Source organism: Paracoccus halophilus (assembly GCF_000763905.1).
GTDB lineage: Bacteria > Pseudomonadota > Alphaproteobacteria > Rhodobacterales > Rhodobacteraceae > Paracoccus > Paracoccus halophilus.
The window spans coordinates 88,649-110,186 of sequence record NZ_JRKN01000010.1 but is presented as its reverse complement, the minus strand read 5'-3'; the positions used below and the strand labels follow the sequence as shown (position 1 = coordinate 110,186).

The following is a 21,538-nucleotide window of genomic DNA, read 5'->3' as shown; positions in this document are numbered from 1 at the left end:
GCGCGTCAGCCCAGAAAGGCCGCGGCGGCCTCGGCCACTTCGGCGGGGCGGTCGGCATGCAGCCAGTGGCCGGCACCGGCAAGGAAGCGGACCTTGGCCTGCGGGAAATGACGGCGGATCGCCTCAAGCTGCGGCTCGCGGCAATAATCGGATTCGGCCCCGGCCAGCACCAGCATCGGCCCGTCGAATGTGGCCAGCGGCGCATCATCGGGCCAGCCGACCAGTTCGGACATCTGCTCGCGCAGGGCGGTCAGGTTGAATTTCCAGCGCGCTGGATCCGATTTCAGATCCAGCGATTGCAGCAGAAAGGCGCGCACGCCCGGCTCGCCGATATGGCGCGCAAGCTGGGCGTCGGCCTCGGATCGCAGGCGCAGGCCGGTCAGGTCCACGGCCTCCATCGCGTCGATCAGCGCCGTCTGGTCATGACCATAGGCATAGGGGGCAATGTCCATGACCAGCAGGCGGCGCACCAGCCGGGGCCGGGTCAGAGCCAGCATCATCGCGGCCTTGCCGCCCATGGAATGGCCCAGGATATCGGCCTGGCCGCCATTCGCCTCGATCAGTTCCGCCAGATCATCCGCCAGCGCCCGGTAGCTGTGGTCCGGGTCGTGGAAGCTGTCGCCATGATTGCGCATCTCGACCGAGAGGACGCGGCGGGTCTCGGCCAGCCGTCGCGCCAGCCCGCCCAGATTCTTGCCCGAGCCGAACAGGCCATGCGCCAGAATCACCGGCGGCTGTTCGGAATCGGGTCCGGTGACGATCGTGTTCAACATCATGCGCCGCAGGTTAGCGCCACTGGCGAAGCGGCGCCAGAGGCGCTAATCTGGAAAAAAAGGGCGGGACATGATGATCGAGAATATCCGGCCGATGGCGGATGAGGTGGCAAGCCTGATGGCGGCGCGTTTCGGCGGCATGCGGCGCGGGCAGCAGGCCGATCTGGACAGCATGATGCGCAGGCGCGGCGGCGCGTTGCCGCGGCGGCTGCGGCGCGAAGCGCGGATCATGGTCCAGGCCGATCGCATGGCCGATCAGCCAAGACTGGCGCGGCAGGTGGATTTCGCCCGGTTCGAGCGTGCCCACAAGGCCCTGACCGGCTATCTGCGGCCCCTGGGCCAGGGGATGCGGCTACAGGGCAGCGCGATCAATATCGTGGCGAGCGTGCTCTTCGGACTGCTGGTCATCGGCGCGGCCGCGGTCTGGATCATGCTGCAACGGGGCCTGATCTGAGCCGATGATCCGGCGGCTGGCCAGTGTCACGGTCACGAAACTGACGTAAAGCAGCAGATACCATGAGCCGATCTTGGCGAATGACACGGGGTCCAGCCTGGCCTGTCCGGCATAAAGCCAGGTGCCGGTCATCGTCCCGACATTCTCGGCGATCCACAGGAACAGGCTGCTCAGAAAGGCGGCCAGCGGCAGCGGCATGAAATACCACCGGCTCAGCCGGAACCAGATCCGCGTGCGGCCATAGATCAGCACCGTGGCGAGAAACAGCCCCCAGCGGATATCGGGCAGGAAATGATGGGCGAAGAAATTGACGTAGATCGCGACCGCCAGTCCGACCGTCAGCCAGAAGGGCGGATAGGGGGTAAAGCGCATGTCGAAAATGCGGATCACCCGCGCCATGAACGACCCGACGCTGGCATACATGAAGCCGGAAAACAGCGGCACACCCATCAGCTTGAAGAAGCCCGGCTCGGGATAGGCCCATGATCCGGCACCGACCTTGAAGATCTCCATCGCGGTGCCGGTGAGGTGAAACAGGGCAATGACCCGGACCTCGGCCCAGCTTTCCAGCCGCAGCGTCAGGAACAGCACCTGCACGATGATCGCGAACAGAAACAGCGCGTCATAGCGCGCCAGCGCCCAGCCCGGCTGCCACAGCCAATGGCTGAGCAGGATCGCCGCCAGCATCAGTGCGCCGAACAGGCAGGCCCAGCCCTGTTTCAGCACGAACATCGCGAAATCGACGGCAAAGCCGGGCAACCGGGCACGTGCCCAGTCGCCAAGCCTGCGTTCAAGCGCGCGGGTCGCCCCGCGCGGTCGGGGATCGGGGGTGATCACATCCCGGCGTAAAGCGGGAAGCGCGCGCAAAGCGCCGCGACCTCGGATTTCACCTTGGCCTCGACCTCGGCATTACCGTCCTCGCCGTTCTTCGCCAGCCCGTCCACGACCTCGGTGATCCAGCGGGCGATCTGGCGGAACTCGTCCTCCCTGAAGCCGCGGGTGGTGCCGGCCGGCGCGCCCAGACGGATGCCCGAAGTGACAAAGGGCTTTTCCGGGTCGAACGGCACGCCGTTCTTGTTGCAGGTGATATGGGCGCGGCCCAGTGCGGCCTCGGTCGCCTTGCCGGTCACGCCCTTGGGGCGCAGGTCGGCCAGGCACAGGTGGTTGTCAGTGCCGCCCGAGACGATGTCGATTCCGCCCTTCATCAGTTCATCGGCCATGGCGCGAGCATTGGCGACGACCTGCCTGGCATAATCCTTGAAGCTGGGGTCCAGCGCCTCCTTGAAGGCCACAGCCTTGGCGGCGATCACATGCATCAGGGGGCCGCCCTGCAGGCCGGGGAACACGGCCGAATTGATCTTTTTCGCGATTTCGGCGTCATTGGTCAGCACCATGCCGCCGCGCGGGCCGCGCAGGCTCTTGTGCGTGGTGGTGGTCACGACATGGGCATGGGGCAGGGGCGAGGGATGCTGGCCGCCCGCCACCAGACCGGCGATATGGGCCATGTCCACCATCAGCCAGGCGCCGACCTCATCCGCGATCTTGCGGAATTCGGCCCAGTCCCAGACGCGGCTGTAAGCGGTGCCGCCGGCGACGATCAGCTTGGGCTTGTGCTCATGCGCGGTGCGGCGGATTTCTTCCATGTCCAGAAGCTGGTCCTGCTGGCGCACGCCATAGCTGACCACGTTGAACCATTTGCCGGACATGTTCACCGGGCTGCCATGGGTCAGGTGGCCGCCGGAATTCAGGTCCAGCCCCATGAAGGTGTCGCCCGGTTTCAGCAGCGCCAGGAAAACCGCCTGGTTCATCTGGCTGCCGGAATTCGGCTGGACGTTGGCGAATTCGCAGCCGAACAGTTCCTTGGCTCGCTCGATCGCCAGGTTCTCGACGATATCGACATATTGGCAGCCGCCGTAATAGCGCTTGCCCGGATAGCCTTCGGCATATTTGTTGGTCAGGACCGAGCCCTGCGCCTCGAGCACGGCCTTCGAGACGATGTTCTCGCTGGCGATCAGCTCGATCTCGTCGCGCTGGCGGCCCAGTTCCTTGCGGATGGCGCCAAAAATGTCGGGGTCGCGGCTGTCCAGCGTCTCGGTGAAGAATCCGGTATCGGTCATCTGGTCCTCATGCAAAAAGCGGCTTGCCGGGGTTCTAGCGGCTTTCCGCGCGGTCCGCTAGGATGGATGCGACGCGGGGGCAGTAGATATTCCATGCGATCATCGGGGCTTGCGCCCGGCGGCGCCGGCGCCATGATGGCGGCATGAAAATGCATTTCATCGCCTCCAGCACCGAAAGCGCGGTCACGGCTGCCGAAGCGCTCTCCGCGCGCCATGGCCATGTGCCCATGGCCGAGGCAGAGGTGATCGTGGCCCTGGGCGGCGACGGGCTGATGCTGTCGGTCATGCATCAGAATCGCGGCCTGCCGGTTTATGGCATGAATCGCGGCACGGTGGGGTTCCTGATGAACACCTATTCCGAGGAGGACCTGCCGCAGCGCATCGCCGAGGCCGAAGAGGCGGTGCTCAATCCGCTGGCGATGACCGCCGGCACCACCGACGGGCACGAGCATTGCGCGCTGGCGATCAACGAGGTCAGCCTGCTGCGCGCGGGTCCGCAGGCGGCATGGCTGCGCATTTCGATCAACGGCCGCGTGCGGATGGAGGAACTGGTCTGCGACGGCGCGCTGCTTTGCACGCCGGCCGGCTCGACCGCCTATAATTATTCCGCGAATGGCCCGATCCTGCCCCTGGGCTCGGACGTTCTGGCGCTGACCGCGATCGCCGCGTTCCGGCCCCGGCGCTGGCGCGGCGCGATCCTGCCCAAGGACGCGACCGTGCGGTTCGACGTGCTGGACCCCGACAAGCGCCCGGTCATGGCGGATGCCGATTCCCGCGGCGTCGATTCCGTCCTCTGGGTCGAGATCAGGTCGGAAAATTCCATCCGTCACAGGCTGCTTTTCGATCCGGGCCACGGGCTCGAAGAGCGGGTGACGCGCGAACAATTCGTTTGAGGCCGGCTGCGGGGCACGCTAAAGGGCCGGGCATGAGTAATCGTCCCGAGCTTCCGCCCGAAATCGCCCGCCGCCGGACCTTTGCGATCATTTCGCATCCCGATGCCGGCAAGACCACCCTGACCGAGAAGTTCCTGCTTTTCGGCGGCGCCATCCAGATGGCCGGACAGGTCCGCGCCAAGGGCGAGGCGCGGCGCACGCGCTCGGACTTCATGAAGATGGAGCAGGACCGCGGCATCTCGGTCTCGGCCTCGGCCATGTCCTTCGAATTCGGGCAGTATCGATTCAACCTCGTAGACACGCCCGGCCACAGCGATTTTTCCGAGGATACCTATCGCACGCTGACGGCGGTGGACGCGGCGATCATGGTCATCGACGGCGCGAAGGGCGTGGAATCCCAGACCCGCAAGCTGTTCGAGGTCTGCCGGCTGCGCGATCTGCCGATCCTGACCTTCTGCAACAAGATGGACCGCGAATCCCGCGACACGTTCGAGATCATCGACGAGATTCAGGAAAACCTGGCCATCGACGTGGCGCCGGTCAGCTGGCCCATCGGCATGGGCCGCGACTTCATCGGCGCCTATGACCTGCTCAATGACCGGCTGGAAATCATGGATCGCGCCGATCGCAACAAGGTGGCCGAGTCGATCCAGATCAGCGGCCTCGACGATCCGAAACTGGCCGATCACGTTCCCGCCGGGCAGCTTGAAAAGCTGCGTGAGGAACTGGAAATGGCGCGCGAATTGCTGCCCGCCTTCGACCGCCAGTCCTTTCTGGAAGGGCATCTGACCCCGATCTGGTTCGGCTCTGCCATCAACAGTTTCGGCGTCAAGGAACTGATGACCGGGATCGGTGAATTCGGCCCCCAGCCGCAGCCCCAGAACGCCGCCGAACGCCAGATCGCCCCCGAGGAAAAGCCCGTCACCGGCTTTGTCTTCAAGGTGCAGGCGAATATGGACCCCAAGCATCGCGACCGCGTGGCCTTCGTGCGGCTGGCCTCGGGCCATTTCGAACGCGGCATGAAGCTGACCCATGTGCGCTCGAAAAAACCGATGGCGGTGTCGAACCCGGTGCTGTTCCTGGCCGCCGACCGCGAACTGGCCGAGGAAGCCTGGGCCGGCGATATCATCGGCATCCCCAACCACGGCCAGTTGCGCATCGGCGACGCGCTGACCGAGGGCGAGGGGCTGCGCTTCACCGGCATCCCCAGCTTCGCGCCCGAACTGCTGCAGACCGTGCGCGCGGGCGATCCGATGAAGGCCAAGCATCTGGAAAAGGCGCTGATGCAATTCGCCGAGGAAGGCGCGGCCAAGGTCTTCAAGCCGATGATCGGCTCGGGCTTTATCGTGGGCGTCGTGGGCGCGCTGCAATTCGAGGTTCTGGCCAGCCGGATCGAGCTGGAATACGGGTTGCCCGTGCGTTTTGAATCCTCGCAATTCACCAGCGCGCGCTGGCTCTCCGGCCCCCGCGACAAGGTCGAAGCCTTCGCGAACCTGAACAAGCAGCATATGGCGCAGGACCATGACGGCGATCTGGTTTATCTCACGCGCCTGCAATGGGATATCGACCGCGTGGAACGCGATCAGCCGGAGCTGAAGCTGACGGCGACCAAGGAAATGATGGTGTGAGGATGTGAGGGGCATCGTAGAAATTTTGAGCCAACTTGACCGATGTTTTGAACCCCTCTAACATTCACTATTGTGAATGCGGAGTTAGCTAACGGCCCGTTGGGAACTGAGGGCATCGGCAATGGACATGTGTCAGCTGTATTGGAATGAGTATAATCTCATATACGGCGCATACGAAGACTTTAATGGCCATTTTATTACGCTCAAGAGCTGGTCCGTTAGTGTAGCGCTCGCGGCAATTATTGCTGTTTATTCCGAAAAACTGGGAGCGTCCGGAAGGGTTATCCTGTGGGTCGCGGCGTTGGCCGCCATTCCCTTCTGGGTTCTCGATACCATCTGGAAGTCTTACCAATCGGCGTATCTTGATCGTCTACGCACTCTGGAGGGTTTTGGGAATTGCAAAAACCTTGAAGGCTACGCACTTGGATCAATTTCTAGTTGGCAAGACGCACACAATGAGTTTGGTTTACTTGATTGGCTAGGATTCGCAATCAACTCTGCGTTTCCACATGCCTTCGTTTTGATTGTTGGATTGATTCTTGTCTGGCGCTTTCCTCCCAGAGCCATCCATAAAGATAAGCAATAATAGTATCACTTCACTTGCCGCCATATAGAAAAGCGTTGGCGCAAGCGCAGCGAATGGTGATTTCGTCCCGCAAAGCGCACCAGCCTCACCCCATGCAGCGCGGCCAATTACCGCGCCGCATGGCGCCTCGCACCTAAACCACCGTCACATCCATCGTGATCTCGGCATTCAGCACCTTGCTGACCGGGCAGCCCTTTTCGGCCTTGCGCGCCGCTTCCTCGATCACCGCGCGCTCGCCATTGCCGGAAACACGCGTCTCGAGATGCGCGGTCTTGATCGCGAAACCGTCACCTTCCTTGTCCAGACCGATCTTCGAGGTGGTCTCGATCTTCACATCCGTCACGCCTTCGCCAGCCAGGATCATCGACAGCGCCATGCTGAAACAGGCGGCATGGGCGGCGCCGATCAGTTCTTCGGGGTTGGTGCCACTCGCGCCCTCGAAACGGGTGTTGAAACCATAGGGCTGGTCCGACAGCACGCCGGATTTGGTCGAGACCAGCCCCTTGCCGGTCTTCAGGTCGCCTTCCCATTTGGCCGAGCCGTGATTGACGATCATTGCCAGTCTCCTGTCCTGTATGGGGTTCGTATTCCCAACGCGCGACGGCCCGCCCGGTTTCACGCGACGCCATGGCCACGGCTTTCTTCTTCAGACAAATATCCTCGGGGGTGCGGGGGCGGAAAGCCCCCGCTTCAGCCCCGGTCCAACAGCCGCTCGGCTTCCTGAATGGCGAAGCGGTCGGTCATGCCGGCCACATAATCCAGAACGACGCGCGCGCGCCCCGTCTCATCCCCGGCCGCCTGCGCCGCCCTTTGCCAATGCTCGGGCATTTTCGCCGGGTCGTTCATGAACAGCGGGAACAGCCCGTTCAGCATCTCGGTCACGCGCCGACGTTCGGTCACGACCGAGGGCGCGCGATACATGCGCTGGAAGAGGAACAGCTTGATCGCCTTGAGGTTCTGGTAAAGCGGCTTGGAAAAGCGGATGATCGGCCCCTCCATGTCGCGAATTTCCTGCGCGGATTGCGGCTGCAGGCCGGCCAGCCGGTTCCGGGCAACGGCGATCACATCCTCGACCATGACGCCAAAGACGCGGCGCAGCGCCTCGTGACGGCGGCGCATCGGCTCAAGGCCCGGATGCAGGCGGTCGACCTCGGCAAAGGCCTCGCCGACGACGGGCAGTTCGGCCAGATCCTTTTCGGTGAAGAGCCCGGCGCGCAAACCGTCATGCAGGTCGTGATGGTTATAGGCCACGTCATCGGCGACGGCGGCGACCTGCGCCTCGGCGCTGGCATTGGTGGCAAGCTCAAGGTCCCATTCCGCGTTCACCTCGGCCAGCGCATAGGGCAGGGGGCCGGTCACCGGACCGTTGTGCTTGGCGATCCCCTCAAGGCTTTCCCAGGTCAGGTTCAGCCCGTCGAAATCGGCGTAATGCCGTTCCAGCCGGGTGACGATGCGCAGCGCCTGGGCATTGTGATCGAACCCGCCATAGGGGGCCATCAGCGCGGCCAGCGCATCCTCGCCGGTATGGCCAAAGGGGGGGTGTCCCAGGTCATGGGCCAGCGCCACCGTCTCGGCCAGATCGGCATTCAGCCCCAGCACGCCCGCGATGGTGCGCGCGACCTGCGCCACTTCGATCGTATGGGTCAGCCGGGTGCGGTAATAATCCCCCTCATGCTCGACAAAGACCTGGGTCTTGTGCTTCAGGCGGCGAAAGGCGCTGGAATGGATGATCCGGTCGCGGTCGCGCTGCCAGGGGCTGCGGAATGTCGACATGCGCTCGGGCCAGTGGCGGCCGCGGCTGTCTTCGGGCTGGCAGGCATAGGGGGCGGTCATTTCGTCCGGCATTCCTTGCGGGTGTTTGCGCCGGACCCTATATTCCGTTGTCAGGAACGGAAACCGGAACGCCCCATGAACGTGGAACTGAACCTGCCCCCCAGGGTCACCGAACGCGCCTTTGCGCGCCTGGCCGAGATCAACGACGGCGGCCCCGCGCGGCCCTTGCGCGTGGCGGTGGCCGGAGGCGGCTGCTCGGGCTTTCAATACGACATCCGCTTGGACGACCCGGCCGAGGACGACCTGATCCTGCAAGGCGCCGGGCAAAGCGTCGTCGTCGATCCCGTTTCACTGCCGTTTCTGGCGGGCGCGGTGATCGACTTCGCCGATGAACTGATCGGCGCGCGTTTCACCATCGAGAACCCGAACGCCTCCTCCTCCTGCGGCTGCGGCACGTCGTTTTCGATCTGATCTGGTCATGCCGGCCGCGCGCGGCTAGTCTCGCGCCCATGAAGATCGCGACATTCAATATCAACGGCATCCGCGCCCGTATCGAGACGCTGACCGGCTGGCTGTCCGGGGCGCAGCCCGATGTCGTGGTGCTGCAGGAAATCAAGACCCAGGACGAAAGCTTTCCCTACGAGCCGATCGCCGATCTGGGCTACAATATCGAGGTTCACGGCCAGAAAAGCTTCAACGGCGTGGCGATCCTGTCGAAACTGCCGCTCGAGGACGTGAGGCGCGGCCTGCCGGGCGATGACGGCGACGAACAGGCGCGCTGGATCGAGGCGACGGTGGCGGGCCGGCGCGCCATCCGCGTGGCCGGGCTCTATCTGCCGAACGGCAATCCGCAGCCGGGGCCGAAATTCGACTACAAGCTGGGCTGGATGCAGCGGCTGCACCGACATGCGCAGGGTTTCCTTGCCGACGAAATGCCGGTGGTGATGCTGGGCGATTACAATGTCATCCCCGAGCCCCGCGACGCCGCCCATCCCGAGAAATGGACGGATGACGCGCTGTTTCAGCCCGAAAGCCGCGGCGCCCTGCGCCGGATCCTTTTCGACGGCTGGACCGATGCCGTCCGCCTGCGCGAACCCGACAGCCCGCGCGGCCCCTTTACCTTCTGGGACTATCAGGCCGGCGCCTGGCAAAAGGACAACGGCATCCGCATCGACCATGTCCTGCTGTCGCCCCAGGCCGCCGATCTGATGATCGATCTGGGCATCGATCGCGAGGAACGCGCCAAGGACAAGCCCAGCGATCATGTGCCGGTCTGGGTCGATCTCGACGCCTGAGACGCGACAGAGGGCCTTGTTTCTCACCGCTCAGCTATCGGCCCGCCATCCGGCATCCGTTGCATGGGTCTGATCGTCGACCCTGCCATCAGCCCGGCCGCGCCGGACAGGTGCATCGCCGATCCGGTCCAGCGGGTGCCGCGCCGGAAAGGCTAGTCGTCGCGCTCGTCGCCGTCGTCGCCGAAACGGGCATCGTCATCATATTCATCCTCGCCCTCGCCGACATATTTCGACGACAGCGCGATCGAATGATTGTCGTGGATCGGGTCCATAATGATGTCCGAGGGGATCTCTCCGGCCAGCCATTCGCGGATCTCGTCGCGGGCCTCTTCGGGCGCCTGCCCCGAGATCTCGGCGATATAGGCGATGAAGGCGCGCTGATCGCCGTCGATCTCTTCCAGCTCGACCTCATCGGCCTCGGGCCATTTTTCGGTGATCGCCTCGAAAAAGGCGGGCCAGTTGTCGCGGACATGAACCCATTTCATCAGTAACCTCCCGAGCCGCCCATGCCGCCCTGGACCGTGCGCGCCGCCCCGGTGATATCCTCACCCACTCCGGCGACGGTGTTGCATGCGGCCAGTGCTAGAACGGCCATTACGATTGCCATCCGGCTTAATCTCATTACTTCCTCTCCTGCCACCAGATGTCCGGCATGAACCCTGGCCAGTCACCGTAAAGCGGCGTGTTTTCAGGATAATCCAGACTTGCCCCATGCGCCAAGCGGGAAATCCGCGAATAGCTGACCGGAATGACATAACGCCCGGCGGTCAGGATCCGGTCCAGCGCCCGGACCGCGGCCAGATAGTCCTCATAGGTGCGCGCCCGGCCCATTTCGGCGATCATCGCCTCGGCGGCGGGCGAAGTCATGCCCATCCAGTTCTTGCTGCCGGTCTGCGTCACGCCATTCGCGCCCCAATACAGCAGCTGCTCATTGCCGGGCGAAAGCGACAGGCCGCGCTCGTACCAGGTCATGTCGAACTGGTAATTGTTCGTGCGCTCGACATATTGCGCCGGGTCGAGCAGCGTGACCCGGGGCCGGATGCCCAGGTTGCGCAGCGATTCCACGAAGATATTCACGATCTGCCGGGTCTCGGCGCTGGTGCGCATGGCGCTGCCCGACTGGTTCAGCAATATCTCGAAGCTGAAGGGCTGGTTCCGGTCGTCGCGCAGCTCGCCATCCTGCACCTTCCAGCCAGCCTCGGCCAGCAGTCGCAGCGCGGCGCTGATGCCCCGGCGATCGACGGCGCGCTCGCCCCCCTTGGGTAGGGCATAGCCTTCCAGCGTGCCGGGCGGCAATTCGCCGGCAAAGGGCGCCAGAAGCTCGGCCACGCGTCCGGTCGCCGGGCCGGGCTGCATCGCCAGTTCGGAATTCGAGAAATAGCTGGTGATGCGCGGATCCTTGCCGCCCGACAGCGTCATGTTGATGAAGCGGTAATTGAAGGCCTCGATCATCGCCTGCCGCACCCGCCAGTCCGCGAATAGCGGGTTTCGCGTGTTCATCACCAGACCGATGATCCCCGAAGGGCGGCCATGCGCGATCTCGGATTTCTCGATCCGGCCCTCGCGCATGGCGGGAAAGTCGAAATCGCGGTCCCAGCGGGCGGCGACCAGCTCGCGCCAGACATCGATCTCGCCGGCCTTGAAGGCCTCGAACATGGTCGAGGCATCGGCGAAATAGTCAAAGCGGATCTCGTCGAAATTGCCGGTCCCCTGCGTTACCGGCAGATCGCGCCCCCAGTAATCGGGATTGCGGCGAAAGCTGATCATGCGGCCCGGATCGACCCGGTCGATGACATAGGGCCCCGAGCCGATAGGCACCATCAGCCCGGACTGGCTGAAATCCCTGTCCTGCCATTGCGCCTTTTTCAGGATCGGCCGCATGCCCATCAGCAGCGCCAGTTCCCGGTCGGCGGTGTTGAAGGTAAAGCGGACCGAGCGCGGGCCGGTCTGCTCCATCTTTTCGACCTTGTCCCAGACGGCGCTGTAGCGGGGATGGCCCCGCGTGCCCAGCGTCTCATAGGACCACATCACATCCTCGATGGTGACCGCAGAGCCGTCGGAAAAACGCGCCTCCGGCCGCAGGGTGAATTCGACCCAGCCGCGTCCGGGGTCCGTCTCGACGCTTTCCGCCAGCAGGCCGTAAAGCGTGAACGGCTCGTCGATCGAGCGCGTCATCAGCGATTCCGTCAGCATGCCGGGCTGGGTGTAGATCGGCCAGACCGGATTGCCCATCAGGATCCAGGGGTTGAGCGAATCGAACGATCCGGTTTCGGCAAGGCGAATCGTGCCGCCCTTGGGCGCCTGCGGATTGGTATAGGGCAGGTGCGAAAAACCCGGTTCGAGCGCGGGTTTCCCATACATTGCAATGGCATGCATGGGTTCAGCGGAACTTGCCAGCGGCAAGTATGCAACACACACGCATAAGGTGAATCGCCGCCAGAACGCGGATTTACTGGTGATTTTGCAGAATCGCATGCTCGATTGCCCTGATTTCCGGGTCGCTGGTGTTGTTTGCCGGCAGATTAGCCCGCCGTTCACCACGAGGCAAACTTACGCCTTGGACTCGGGGGGGGAAAAGCGTATAGATAAAGCACTGCTCGATAGGTTTCTTGCCTGTATGAAACCTGCCTCATGACTTGCGCCCGCCTCGTGCGGGCGCTTTTTTCTTTCGCGATTGCAGGTGCTTGGAGTAAGGGTGCCGGTCGGTGCCGCCGCACGCGGTCGTCAGAATCGATCACGTAAAAATGTTTCGGGACCTGCCGGGACATGCGCGCCCCGGAACCGGACCCGCCCTTGTGCCGCCCCGGCTTTTTCCCCATGCTGCCGCCGAAACCGCGACACATGCATCCGGAGGCAGCGATGTTCGAGAAATTTCTTGGCGGCAAGACGGCGATCGTGACGGGCTCGAATTCGGGGATCGGTCTGGGGGTCGCGCAGGAACTGGCGCGGGCCGGCGCCGATATCGTGCTCAACAGCTTTACCGACGCGGACGAGGATCACGCCCTGGCCGAAAGCCTGGCCGGCGAACATGGCGTGAAGGTCCGCTATATCCAGGCCGACATGTCCAAGCCGGACCAGTGCCGGGCGCTGATCGAAAAGGCCGGCGTCTGCGATATCCTGGTGAACAATGCCGGCATCCAGCATGTCGCGGCGATTCCCGATTTCCCGGCCGAGAAATGGGACGCGATCATCGCGATCAACCTGTCCTCGGCCTTTCACACCACGGCCGTGGCGCTGCCGATGATGCGCAAGGCGGGCTGGGGGCGGGTGATCAATGTCGCCTCGGCCCATGGTCTGACGGCCTCGCCCTTCAAATCGGCCTATGTGGCCGCCAAGCACGGCATTATCGGCCTGACCAAGGTCACCGCGCTGGAGGCCGCGCGCGAACCGATCACCTGCAACGCCATCTGCCCGGGCTATGTGCTGACGCCCATCGTCGAAAAGCAGATCCCCGACCAGATGAAGACCCACAGCATGAGCCGCGAGGACGTGATCGCCAAGGTCATGCTGGATCGCCAGCCCTCGGGGGAATTCGCCACGGTCGCGCAGATGGGCGGCACGGCCGTATTCCTGTGCTCTCCGGCCGCCGATCAGATCACCGGGACCAGCATTTCGGTCGATGGCGGCTGGACCGCGCTCTGACCCGCGACAGCCGTAACCATTGCGCCCCGGCAGGCCGGGGCGCGGTGTTTCGGATGCCGCCCGGAACGCGTCAGGTCCTGTCCGCCGCGCGCCCGACCCGCGCCAGCAGCATCACGGGCAACAATCCGACCAACACGATCGCCAGCGCGGCCAGGGCGGCATCCTCATAGGTGCCGCGCGCGGCCTCGGCGTAAAGATGCGTGGCCAGGGTCTCGAAATTCAGCGGCCGCAGCAGCAGCGTCGCCGAAAGCTCCTTCATGCAATCGACAAAGACCAGCAGGCCGGCCGCCGCGATTGCGCCGTGCGACAGCGGCAGGTGCACCTGCCAGAGCGTTCCGGTGACGCCCTTGCCCAGGGTGCGGGCCGCGTGGTCGTAGCTCTGTGAAATGCGGCTGAATCCGGCCTCGACCGAGCCGACCGAGATGGCGAGGAAGCGCGCCAGATAGGCATAGCCGAGCGCGGCCCCCGAGCCGATGAAGATCAGCCCGGTCGAGACCCCGAACCATCGCTGCGCCGTGCTGTCGATCCAGCGATCCAGACCGGCGACGACCACGAGGATCCCGATTGCCAGCACCGTGCCGGGCATCGCATAGCCCAGCGTGGCGACACGCTGCGCGATCAGGACGCCGCGGCGTGGAAAGGCGCGGGCGGCATAGGCGACGGTGATGCCGCAGGCCAGCACCGCGAAGGTGGCGATGGCCGCGAGCAGGAAGGTATTGCGCGCCTCGACGATCAGGCTGTCCGACAGGCCGGCAAAGCGGAAACGCCGCCATGCCTCGGTGGCAAGGAACAGGGCCGGCGTCAGAAAGCCCAGCACCACCGGCAGCGCGCCAAGGCCAAGGGCGATCATGCCGGCGCCGCCGCGCAGCCGGCGCGGCGCGAACCTGCGGTGACGCTGGGCGCTGGTCGAATAGCGCTGGCGCCTGCGCGCCCATCGCTCGAACGAGATCAGCGCGACCACCAGCACCAGCATGGCAAGCGAGATCTGCGCCGCCCCCGGCAGATCGGATCGCGTGACCCAGGTCGTGTAGACCGAGATGGTCAGCGAGCGGACGCCCAGGAATTCGGACGCGCCGATATCGTTCAGCGTCTCCATCAGCGCCAGGCTGACGCCGACGGCAATGGCGGGGCGCGCCAGCGGCAGCGCCACCCGCCGGAAGACCTGTCCGCGCGTGGTGCCAAGGGCGCGGGACACCTCGACCAGATTGGCGGCCTGGGTCATGAACATCGCGCGCACCGGCAGGTAGACATAGGGGTAGAGAACCAGGCTGAGCAGGATGATCGCCCCGGTCATCGAGCGGATATCCGGCAGCCGGAATTCGCGCGGGCTGTCATAGCCCAGCATGGCGCGGACCAGCCCCTGCACCGGACCCAGCGGGTGCAGCAGGTCCAGATAGGCATAGGCGACGATATAGGTCGGCACGGAAAGCGGCAGCAGCAGCGCCCATTCCAGCACCCTGCGGCCGCGGAAATCATAGGCCGTCACCAGCCAGGCGCAGCCGGTCCCGATCACCGCGACCAGCACGCCCACCCCGGCCAGCAGCGTGACCGTCTGGGAAATCGCATGCGGCAGGACATTCGCCGCCAGATGCGACCACAGCCCGTCCGAGCCGCGCATCGCCTGCCACAACAGCGCTAGCACCGGCAGCAGGACCAGGCCGGAAATCGCGAAGCACAGAATGATCCAGACCCTCCCGCCGAAACGGGAGGGCCTGAACCCGTCCGCCGGCGATGCCGCGAGAGGCGGCGCCGGCGCATGCGGTTCGTCCGGGCTTACCATGCGGCGGCCGGCGTCAATTGTCGAAGCCGACCTTGTCGACCAGTTCGCTGGCCTGCTTGCGATAGGTCACGATCTCGGTCAGCGGCACGCTGTCCACGGTCATGTTGCCAAAGCCCGCGACGATCGGATCCAGCGGCACGCCGGCCTTGACCGGGTGTTCGTAATTCGCTTCGGCATAGATCTTCTGGGCCTCGTCGGACACCAGGAATTCCAGCAGCGCGACCGCCTCGTCCCGGTTGGGGGCGTTTTTCGCCACCGCGGCGCCGCTGATGTTCACATGCGTGCCGCCCCCCTCGAAGGTCGGCAGGATGACCTTGATCGCATCGCCCCAGGCCTTTTGCTCATCGCCGCCATCGCCCGAGACCATCCGGCCGACATAATAGGAATTGGCCACCGCGATATCGCAGATGCCGCCCAGGATGTCCCGGGCTCCGTCGCGGTCGCCGCCGCCCGCCTGACGGGCAAGGTTCGCCTTGACGCCTTGCAGCCATGTCTCGGTCGCTTCGGCGCCGTGATGGGCCATATAGGCCGAGAACAGGCCGGTATTATAGGGATGCTGGCCCGAGCGGATGCAGAGCCGGCCCTTCCATTTCGGATCGGCGAGTTCTTCGTAGGTGATCGCCTGAAGCTCGAGATCCCGGGCGGCATAGACGACGCGGGCGCGGGTGGACAGCGCGAACCACTGATTGCCCGGATCGCGCAGGTTCTCCGGGATCGCCGCGGCCAGGACCTCGGATTCGACGGGCTGGGTCAGCCCTTTCTCGACCAGATCGACCATATTGCCGACATCCACCGCCATCAGCACATCGGCCGGCGAGGCCTCGCCCTCGGCGGCGACCCGCTCGGCCATCCCGTCCTTGAGGAACACCGTGTTGACCGTGGTTCCCGTCGCCTCGGTGAAGGCTGCGAGAAGCGGCTCTATCAGGCCCGGCTCGCGCGAGGTGTAAAGGTTCAGCTCATCGGCCGAAACCGCTCCGGCACCTGCGATCATTGCCGCACCCGCCAGGATCGCGCGCGTCAGATGGGTCGATTGCGTCATGTCAGAACTCCTGTTGAAATCCGGCTATGCGTCAATGCGTTAGCCCTTGACCGGGTTAGGTTGACCTAGAGTTTTTGTCAACTTACGCAAGCGTGAAGCGGCGGCCTATTCCGCCTGTGACTGTTCAAAGACATGGATCTGGGCGCCGTTCAGCAGCAGGCCGACCTTGTCGCCGACCGCCATCGGGATGCGTTCATGGCTGTGCATGCGCAGCGGCTCGAACAGCGGATGCACGCTGATTTCGATCTGCTCGCTTTCGCCGAGAAAGGTCTTGGAGACGATGCGGGCCGATATGCCACCGCCGTCCGGCGCGATAGACAGCGCCTGCGGCCGGATGCAGGCCAGCGCGGCGGTCCCGTCGGGCAGGCACAGATCGGTGGCGAACCGGCCGATCGGGGTTTCGATCTGGCCCTGATGCCAGATCCCGGCCAGCCGGTTGCAGGGTCCCATGAACTCGGCCGCATAGCTCGAATGCGGGCGGTCATAGATGTCGAACGGGGTGCCGACCTGTTCGATGCGGCCCTGACGCATCAGCACGATCAGGTCGCCGACCGCCAGCGCCTCTTGCGGGTCATGGGTGACCAGAATGGCGGTGGTGCCCAGCTGGCGCAGGATCTCCAGCGTCTCGCGGCGGACGCGCTCGCGCAGCCCCTGATCGAGATTCGAAAACGGCTCGTCCATCAGCAGGATCTCGGGCTGCGGCGCCAGCGCGCGGGCCAGCGCGGTGCGCTGCTGCTCGCCGCCCGAAAGCGAATGCGGATAGCGCCCGAGAAGATGCGTGATGCCGATCCGCTGCGCGATTTCGGCGGTGCAGGCGCGCTGCGCGTCGCGGCTGAGTTTCTGCAGGCCGAATGCCAGGTTCTCCTCGACGCTCAGATGCGGAAACAGGGCGTAGTCCTGGAACATGAAGCCGATCCGGCGCGCTTCCGGTTCGGTGAACCGGCCCGGCCCGACGATGCGCCGGCCGCCCAGATCGATCGTGCCGCCATCGGGCCGGTCGATGCCCGCGATCAGCCGCAGCAATGTCGACTTGCCGCAGCCGGATTCCCCCAGCAGGCAGGTGATCCGCCCCGGCGGCACGGAAAGCGTGATGTCCGACAGAACGGCGTGACTGCCGAACCGGCGCGAGATCCGCTCGAGTTGCAGCGCGGGGGGCTGGGTCTGGGACATTCTGCGCGACTCCGGGCATCCGTCCGCGCGCGGCCGGGCGGTCGTGGCGGACATCATCAGGGTTCCTACCCCTACGCCGGGGGCGTGAACAATGCAATTCGCGCCGGCGGCGCTTGGCCCGCCTGCGATCCGTCGTCGCGCTGCGCCATCCGGGGGCGATCCTGACGCCGTTGTGTAGGCCGGGCAATGGACAAGGGCGCGGGCCGGGGGTATTTTTCGCGTCATGCTTGTGCGCCTGGTCACCCTGCTTGCGATCCTGACAATCTCTGTCGTTACGGCGGTCAGTCCGGCGCATGCGCTTCGCATGAGCCCGGTTTCGGATCAGGTGGCCCATCCGTCTGCGGCGGTGCAGGTCGCCGCGGACGCCAAGGTTTCCTGCCATGCCCAGCGGCAATGCCATGCGCCCGATATCGGAGGCTGCAAGCTTGTCTGCGCCGGTCTTTCAGTGACCCTGACGGCGCCCCAGGCGGAAATCGGGCGCGACCGATCCGGCCCTGTCTACGCCTTGCCCCGGGCAGAGAGCTTTCCGGGCCGGGCGCCCGAATTGAACGACCGCCCTCCCAGGAACCGTCCCTTGTGATCGCGCCCGGGCGAAGGCCTGTGGCCTGCCGTTATCGCATCAGAGGGACCGGATGTCCCAAGGAGACAATCATGCATGCATTTTCACGACGCGGCTTTCTTGCCGCAGGCGCCGCCACGCTCGCCGCGGCGCAGTTGCCGCGCCGGGCGGCGGCGCAGGCGGCAATGCCGATCAGGCTGTCCGCCGCCAGCCGGACGCTCGACATCGACGGCCGCGCGGCCCGTGTCTTTGGCCTCGGCGGCCCCGGCGGCCAGGGCCTTGTCCTGGATCCCGGCCAGAGGTTTCGTGTCGATCTGACCAATGATCTTGACGTCGAGACGATCGTTCACTGGCACGGCCAGATCCCGCCCAATGCGCAGGATGGCGTGCCGGACATGCCGATGCCGCCCCTGAAGCCCGGTGAAACCCGTGCCTATGATTTCGAGGCCTTGCCCGGAACGCATTGGATGCACAGCCATATCCCGATTCAGGAGATGCAGCTTCTGGCCGCGCCGCTGATCGTGCGGACGGCCGAGGATCTCAGCGCGGACCGGCAGGAAGTGGTCATGTTCCTGCATGATTTCGCGTTCACCCCGCCCGAGGAGGTGATGGCCGAGATCGTCGGCGGACATGGCGAGGAGGCTTCCGGCGGGCAGGCGATGCCGGGCATGGGCGGGATGCCGATGGAAGGGATGCCGATGCAGGGAATGCCGATGAACGGGATGCCGGGCATGAACGGGATGCCGGGCATGGGCGACATGGCCATGGATCTGAACGACTATGACTGGGACGCCTATCTTGCCAATGACCGCACGCTGTCGGACCCGGAGGTGGTGCCGGTCGAGCGCGGCGGCCGGATTCGCCTGCGGGTGGTCAACGGCGCCGCCGCCACGGTCTTCTGGATCGAGACCGGGATTGCCCGGACCCGGCTGGTCGCGGTGGACGGGCATGCGGTTCAGCCGGTGGCCGGAACCCGGTTCGGGCTGGCCATGGGCCAGCGGCTCGATCTGGAAATAGACCTGCCCGCCAAGGGCGGCGCCTGGCCGATCCTCGCCTTGCGCGAGGGCGCGCGCGAGCGTACCGGCCTGATCCTGGCCACGCCGGGCGCGGAAATCAGGCGCCTCGACGGGCTGGCCGGGACCGAGGCCCCCGCCTTTGACCGGGATCTGGCGCAGGAATCGCGTCTGGTCGCGCTGGAGCCCCTGCCCGAACGGCCGGTCGGGGAACGGCAGATGGTGATGCTGGGCGGCACGATGGACCCCTATGTCTGGACGATCAACGGCGCGGTCTGGGGCCGGCACCGCCCGGTCAGCGCGCGCAGCGGCCAACGCGTCATGCTGTCGTTTCACAATATGTCGATGATGGGGCACCCGATGCATCTTCACGGGCATATGTTCCAGGTCGTGGGGCTGAATGGCCGTCAGATGCAGGGCGCGCTGCGCGATACGGTCTATGTGCCGCCGATGGCGATGATCGACGTCGTGCTGGATGCCGGAGAGGCGGCGCGCTGGATGCTGCACTGCCACCACATGCCGCATCTGGCCAATGGGATGATGACAGAGTTCGCGGTATTCGCCCCGGGCTGATCCCGCGCGACGGGGCGCCTGTCACGGGCGCCCCGTCGGCATCAGCCTTGCGCCTTGGATCGCGGGCCATATTGCCGGCTGCCCGGCCTTGCCGGATCAGCTTTCATAGACCTCGATCATCGGCAGGTCGGTCAGGCTGACGCCGATCAGTTGCAGCGCGGGCAGGGAAACCTGGCTGCCGGCGCTGGCCGGCCCGGCCAGCGGAATCAGGCGCACCTTGGCGGATTTGCCGTTGGCCGGGTTCAGGATGCGTCCCTGAACCTCGGAGCGGACCAGCGGCGTCTTGACCCAGAAGCCGGGCACCGATGGATCGCCCAGCGAGGCGATGGTGCTGCCCAGCCTGCGCTCGGCCGCGACCGGCGGGGCGGCGGCGTCGGCCTTTTGCGCGCGCGACGTGGTGTCGAATTCGGCCGCCGTCCGCGCTGCCGGCGAGGGGGGCGCGGCGGTCAGAACCGGCGTGACAGCGGCGCTGGCGACATCCTCGCTGCTGGCGGAAGCGCCGGGCGTTTTCGGCGCCGCTGGCGGCGCCGTGCCGGAACCCGTGCCGGCCGTGGTGCAGGCGGTCAGCGCCAGCAGCGACAGGGCGCAGGCGATACGAAGAGCGGGCGCGGTCATGCGGGGCCTCATCATGTGATCCGCGCGCAGGCTAGCGAAGTCCGACCCGCGCTGTCCACCATCACCTGCCATTATGGTTACGACAGTATCAACGTCGGCTGACTTGTGCGGATTGCGGCAGGCGCATATCTTGTTGTGATGAACGCCGCCACGCCACTTGTCGATCCCTTTGCCCGCCCGATCACCTATTTGCGGGTTTCGGTGACGGATCGCTGCGATTTCCGCTGCACCTATTGCATGGCCGAGCATATGCAGTTCCTGCCCAAGCGCGACCTGCTGACGCTGGAGGAACTGGACCGGCTGTGCTCGGCCTTTGTCGGGCTTGGTGTCCGCAAGCTGCGCGTGACCGGCGGCGAGCCCTTGGTGCGGCGCAATATCATGGAATTCTTTCGCGCCATGTCGCGCCATCTGGGCCAGGGTCTGGACGAGCTGACGCTGACCACGAATGGCAGCCAGCTTGCGCGCTTTGCCCCGGAACTGGCGGCCTGCGGCGTCAGGCGGGTCAATGTGTCGCTGGATACGCTGGATGCCGACCGCTTTGCCGCGATCACCCGCTGGGGCCGGCTGCCGCAGGTGCTCGATGGGATCGAGGCCGCCCGCGCCGCCGGGCTGCGGGTCAAGATCAACGCCGTCGCGCTGAAGGGCTTCAACGAGGATGAGCTTTTCACCCTGACCAACTGGTGCGCCGAACAGGGCCATGACCTGACCTTTATCGAGGTCATGCCGATGGGCGAGATGGGCGAGGAGCAGCGGCTGGACCAGTATTGGGCGCTGTCGGATCTGCGCAAGCTGCTGGAAGAGCGCTATAGCGTGACCCCTCTGACCGAGCGCAGCGGCGGCCCGGCGCGCTATGTGCGGCTTGAGGAAACCGGCCAGAAGATCGGCTTCATCACGCCGCTGACGCATAATTTCTGCGAAAGCTGCAACCGCGTCCGGCTGACCTGCACGGGCGAGCTGTTCATGTGTCTGGGCCAGGAGGATCGCGCCGATCTGCGCGCGCCCCTGCGCGCCAGCGATGACGATGCGGTCGTGCGCGCCGCCATCCGCGAGGCGATCTCGCGCAAGCCCAAGGGGCATGATTTCGACTATTCCCGCCGCCATGTCAGCGGTCAGGTGAGCCGCTTCATGAGCCATACCGGCGGCTGACGGGACCGCAACGCCAGGGGGCGCCATATGCTGAAGGGAATCGACCCGCTGATCAGCCCCGACCTGCTGCGCGTGCTGGCGCAGATGGGGCATGGCGATGAGCTTGTCATCGCGGACGCGAATTTTCCGGCCGTTTCCGTCGCTAGGCAGACCGTGTACGGTGCCGCGCTGCGCATCGATTGCGATGCCGTCCGGGCCTTGCGGGCGGTGCTGTCGCTGATCCCTCTGGATCGCCATGAACCCGATCCGGTGCTGACCATGCAGGTGGTGGGCGATGCCGCCGCCATGCCCGAGGTGGTGGCCGAGGCGCTGCCGCTGCTGACCGCCCAGGACGTCACCCCCGCCGCGCTGGAGCGGTTCGACTTTTACCGCCGCGCGCGGGCGGCTTTCGCGGTGCTGCGCAGCGCCGAGCCGCGCCCCTATGGCAATTTCATCCTGCGCAAGGGTGTCATCGCCCCGGACCCGGCCTGATCCGCTTCAGG

22 protein-coding genes are annotated in these 21,538 nt (G+C 65.3%); 10 read left to right on the top strand and 12 right to left on the bottom strand.

Annotated elements, in window-relative coordinates:
* Nucleotides 1–5: 5 nt before the first annotated feature.
* Nucleotides 6–776: an alpha/beta fold hydrolase gene (locus tag IT41_RS09670; protein ID WP_139221636.1), complete on the bottom strand. Its 771-nt coding sequence runs from the start codon at nt 774–776 to the stop codon at nt 6–8.
* Nucleotides 777–843: 67 nt separating this feature from the next.
* Here IT41_RS09670 and IT41_RS19905 point away from each other — a divergent pair, with 67 nt between their 5' ends.
* On the top strand, nt 844–1,227 hold the full coding sequence (locus IT41_RS19905) for a hypothetical protein (protein ID WP_074948060.1): 384 nt from the start codon (nt 844–846) through the stop codon (nt 1,225–1,227).
* On the opposite strand, the gene IT41_RS09660 is transcribed toward IT41_RS19905, so the two are convergent.
* Together IT41_RS09660 and glyA are read right to left on the bottom strand one after the other, a co-directional pair.
* Entirely contained in the window at nt 1,126–2,094 is a 969-nt protein-coding gene (locus IT41_RS09660; RefSeq protein WP_414811549.1) for a DUF817 domain-containing protein, read from the bottom strand. The genes IT41_RS19905 and IT41_RS09660 overlap by 102 nt on opposite strands.
* Nucleotides 2,061–3,344 (bottom strand): serine hydroxymethyltransferase, encoded by a 1,284-nt coding sequence (gene glyA, locus IT41_RS09655; protein WP_036740694.1) that lies wholly within the window; start codon nt 3,342–3,344, stop codon nt 2,061–2,063. Before glyA ends, IT41_RS09660 begins: the two co-directional genes overlap by 34 nt.
* 143 nt (nt 3,345–3,487) lie before the next feature.
* Here glyA and IT41_RS09650 point away from each other — a divergent pair, with 143 nt between their 5' ends.
* From IT41_RS09650 to IT41_RS20685, 3 genes are all read left to right on the top strand, one after another.
* On the top strand, nt 3,488–4,237 hold the full coding sequence (locus tag IT41_RS09650; RefSeq protein ID WP_036740692.1) for an NAD kinase: 750 nt from the start codon (nt 3,488–3,490) through the stop codon (nt 4,235–4,237).
* A gap of 32 nt (nt 4,238–4,269) precedes the next feature.
* The gene (locus tag IT41_RS09645) at nt 4,270–5,865 is read left to right on the top strand and encodes a peptide chain release factor 3 (RefSeq protein WP_036740690.1); all 1,596 of its coding nucleotides are present in this window, start codon (nt 4,270–4,272) and stop codon (nt 5,863–5,865) included.
* Nucleotides 5,866–5,986: 121 nt separating this feature from the next.
* Nucleotides 5,987–6,451 carry a hypothetical protein gene (locus IT41_RS20685; RefSeq protein WP_139221637.1) on the top strand — a complete coding sequence of 155 codons (465 nt, stop codon included), beginning with the start codon at nt 5,987–5,989 and terminating at the stop codon, nt 6,449–6,451.
* A 133-nt stretch (nt 6,452–6,584) separates the two neighbouring features.
* On the opposite strand, the gene IT41_RS09640 is transcribed toward IT41_RS20685, so the two are convergent.
* Together IT41_RS09640 and IT41_RS09635 are read right to left on the bottom strand one after the other, a co-directional pair.
* Nucleotides 6,585–7,007, bottom strand: a complete 423-nt coding sequence (locus IT41_RS09640) for an OsmC family protein (RefSeq protein WP_036740688.1) — start codon at nt 7,005–7,007, stop codon at nt 6,585–6,587.
* A 134-nt stretch (nt 7,008–7,141) separates the two neighbouring features.
* Nucleotides 7,142–8,284 (bottom strand): deoxyguanosinetriphosphate triphosphohydrolase, encoded by a 1,143-nt coding sequence (locus IT41_RS09635; protein WP_036740727.1) that lies wholly within the window; start codon nt 8,282–8,284, stop codon nt 7,142–7,144.
* Nucleotides 8,285–8,359: 75 nt separating this feature from the next.
* Between IT41_RS09635 and IT41_RS09630 the strand changes: the two genes are divergently transcribed.
* Nucleotides 8,360–8,695: a HesB/IscA family protein gene (locus tag IT41_RS09630; RefSeq protein ID WP_036740686.1), complete on the top strand. Its 336-nt coding sequence runs from the start codon at nt 8,360–8,362 to the stop codon at nt 8,693–8,695.
* 38 nt (nt 8,696–8,733) lie between these two features.
* A complete protein-coding gene (gene xth / locus IT41_RS09625; protein WP_036740684.1) occupies nt 8,734–9,519 on the top strand; it encodes an exodeoxyribonuclease III in 786 nt (261 codons plus the stop codon).
* 152 nt (nt 9,520–9,671) lie between these two features.
* Here xth and IT41_RS09620 read toward each other — a convergent pair whose 3' ends face one another.
* Genes IT41_RS09620 through IT41_RS09615 form a run of 3 tightly spaced genes read right to left on the bottom strand, consistent with a single transcriptional unit; the run spans nt 9,672 to nt 11,994 of the window.
* On the bottom strand, nt 9,672–10,004 hold the full coding sequence (locus IT41_RS09620; RefSeq protein ID WP_036740682.1) for a hypothetical protein: 333 nt from the start codon (nt 10,002–10,004) through the stop codon (nt 9,672–9,674).
* Complete coding sequence (locus IT41_RS21870) at nt 10,004–10,126, bottom strand: hypothetical protein (protein WP_269429306.1); 123 nt, start codon at nt 10,124–10,126, stop codon at nt 10,004–10,006. The genes IT41_RS09620 and IT41_RS21870 overlap by 1 nt, the downstream gene beginning before the upstream one ends.
* Before the next feature lie 14 nt (nt 10,127–10,140).
* Nucleotides 10,141–11,994 (bottom strand): extracellular solute-binding protein, encoded by a 1,854-nt coding sequence (locus tag IT41_RS09615; protein ID WP_036740680.1) that lies wholly within the window; start codon nt 11,992–11,994, stop codon nt 10,141–10,143.
* 384 nt (nt 11,995–12,378) lie between these two features.
* Between IT41_RS09615 and IT41_RS09610 the strand changes: the two genes are divergently transcribed.
* Nucleotides 12,379–13,161, top strand: a complete 783-nt coding sequence (locus IT41_RS09610; RefSeq protein WP_036740726.1) for a 3-hydroxybutyrate dehydrogenase — start codon at nt 12,379–12,381, stop codon at nt 13,159–13,161.
* A 70-nt stretch (nt 13,162–13,231) separates the two neighbouring features.
* Here the strand turns inward: IT41_RS09610 and IT41_RS09605 are convergent, their stop codons facing one another.
* From IT41_RS09605 to IT41_RS09595, 3 genes are all read right to left on the bottom strand, one after another.
* On the bottom strand, nt 13,232–14,941 hold the full coding sequence (locus tag IT41_RS09605; RefSeq protein ID WP_081967510.1) for an ABC transporter permease: 1,710 nt from the start codon (nt 14,939–14,941) through the stop codon (nt 13,232–13,234).
* A gap of 13 nt (nt 14,942–14,954) precedes the next feature.
* Nucleotides 14,955–15,980: a Fe(3+) ABC transporter substrate-binding protein gene (locus tag IT41_RS09600; protein ID WP_036740678.1), complete on the bottom strand. Its 1,026-nt coding sequence runs from the start codon at nt 15,978–15,980 to the stop codon at nt 14,955–14,957.
* 105 nt (nt 15,981–16,085) lie between these two features.
* On the bottom strand, nt 16,086–17,150 hold the full coding sequence (locus tag IT41_RS09595) for an ABC transporter ATP-binding protein (protein ID WP_036740723.1): 1,065 nt from the start codon (nt 17,148–17,150) through the stop codon (nt 16,086–16,088).
* Nucleotides 17,151–17,801: 651 nt separating this feature from the next.
* Between IT41_RS09595 and IT41_RS09585 the strand changes: the two genes are divergently transcribed.
* Complete coding sequence (locus IT41_RS09585; protein ID WP_036740674.1) at nt 17,802–19,295, top strand: multicopper oxidase family protein; 1,494 nt, start codon at nt 17,802–17,804, stop codon at nt 19,293–19,295.
* Nucleotides 19,296–19,391: 96 nt separating this feature from the next.
* Here IT41_RS09585 and IT41_RS09580 read toward each other — a convergent pair whose 3' ends face one another.
* Nucleotides 19,392–19,910 (bottom strand): hypothetical protein, encoded by a 519-nt coding sequence (locus tag IT41_RS09580; RefSeq protein WP_036740672.1) that lies wholly within the window; start codon nt 19,908–19,910, stop codon nt 19,392–19,394.
* Between the two features lie 138 nt (nt 19,911–20,048).
* Between IT41_RS09580 and moaA the strand changes: the two genes are divergently transcribed.
* Together moaA and IT41_RS09570 are read left to right on the top strand one after the other, a co-directional pair.
* A complete protein-coding gene (moaA, locus tag IT41_RS09575; RefSeq protein ID WP_036740670.1) occupies nt 20,049–21,056 on the top strand; it encodes a GTP 3',8-cyclase MoaA in 1,008 nt (335 codons plus the stop codon).
* Between the two features lie 27 nt (nt 21,057–21,083).
* A complete protein-coding gene (locus tag IT41_RS09570; RefSeq protein WP_036740668.1) occupies nt 21,084–21,527 on the top strand; it encodes an RbsD/FucU family protein in 444 nt (147 codons plus the stop codon).
* The last annotated feature ends 11 nt before the right edge of the window (nt 21,528–21,538 follow it).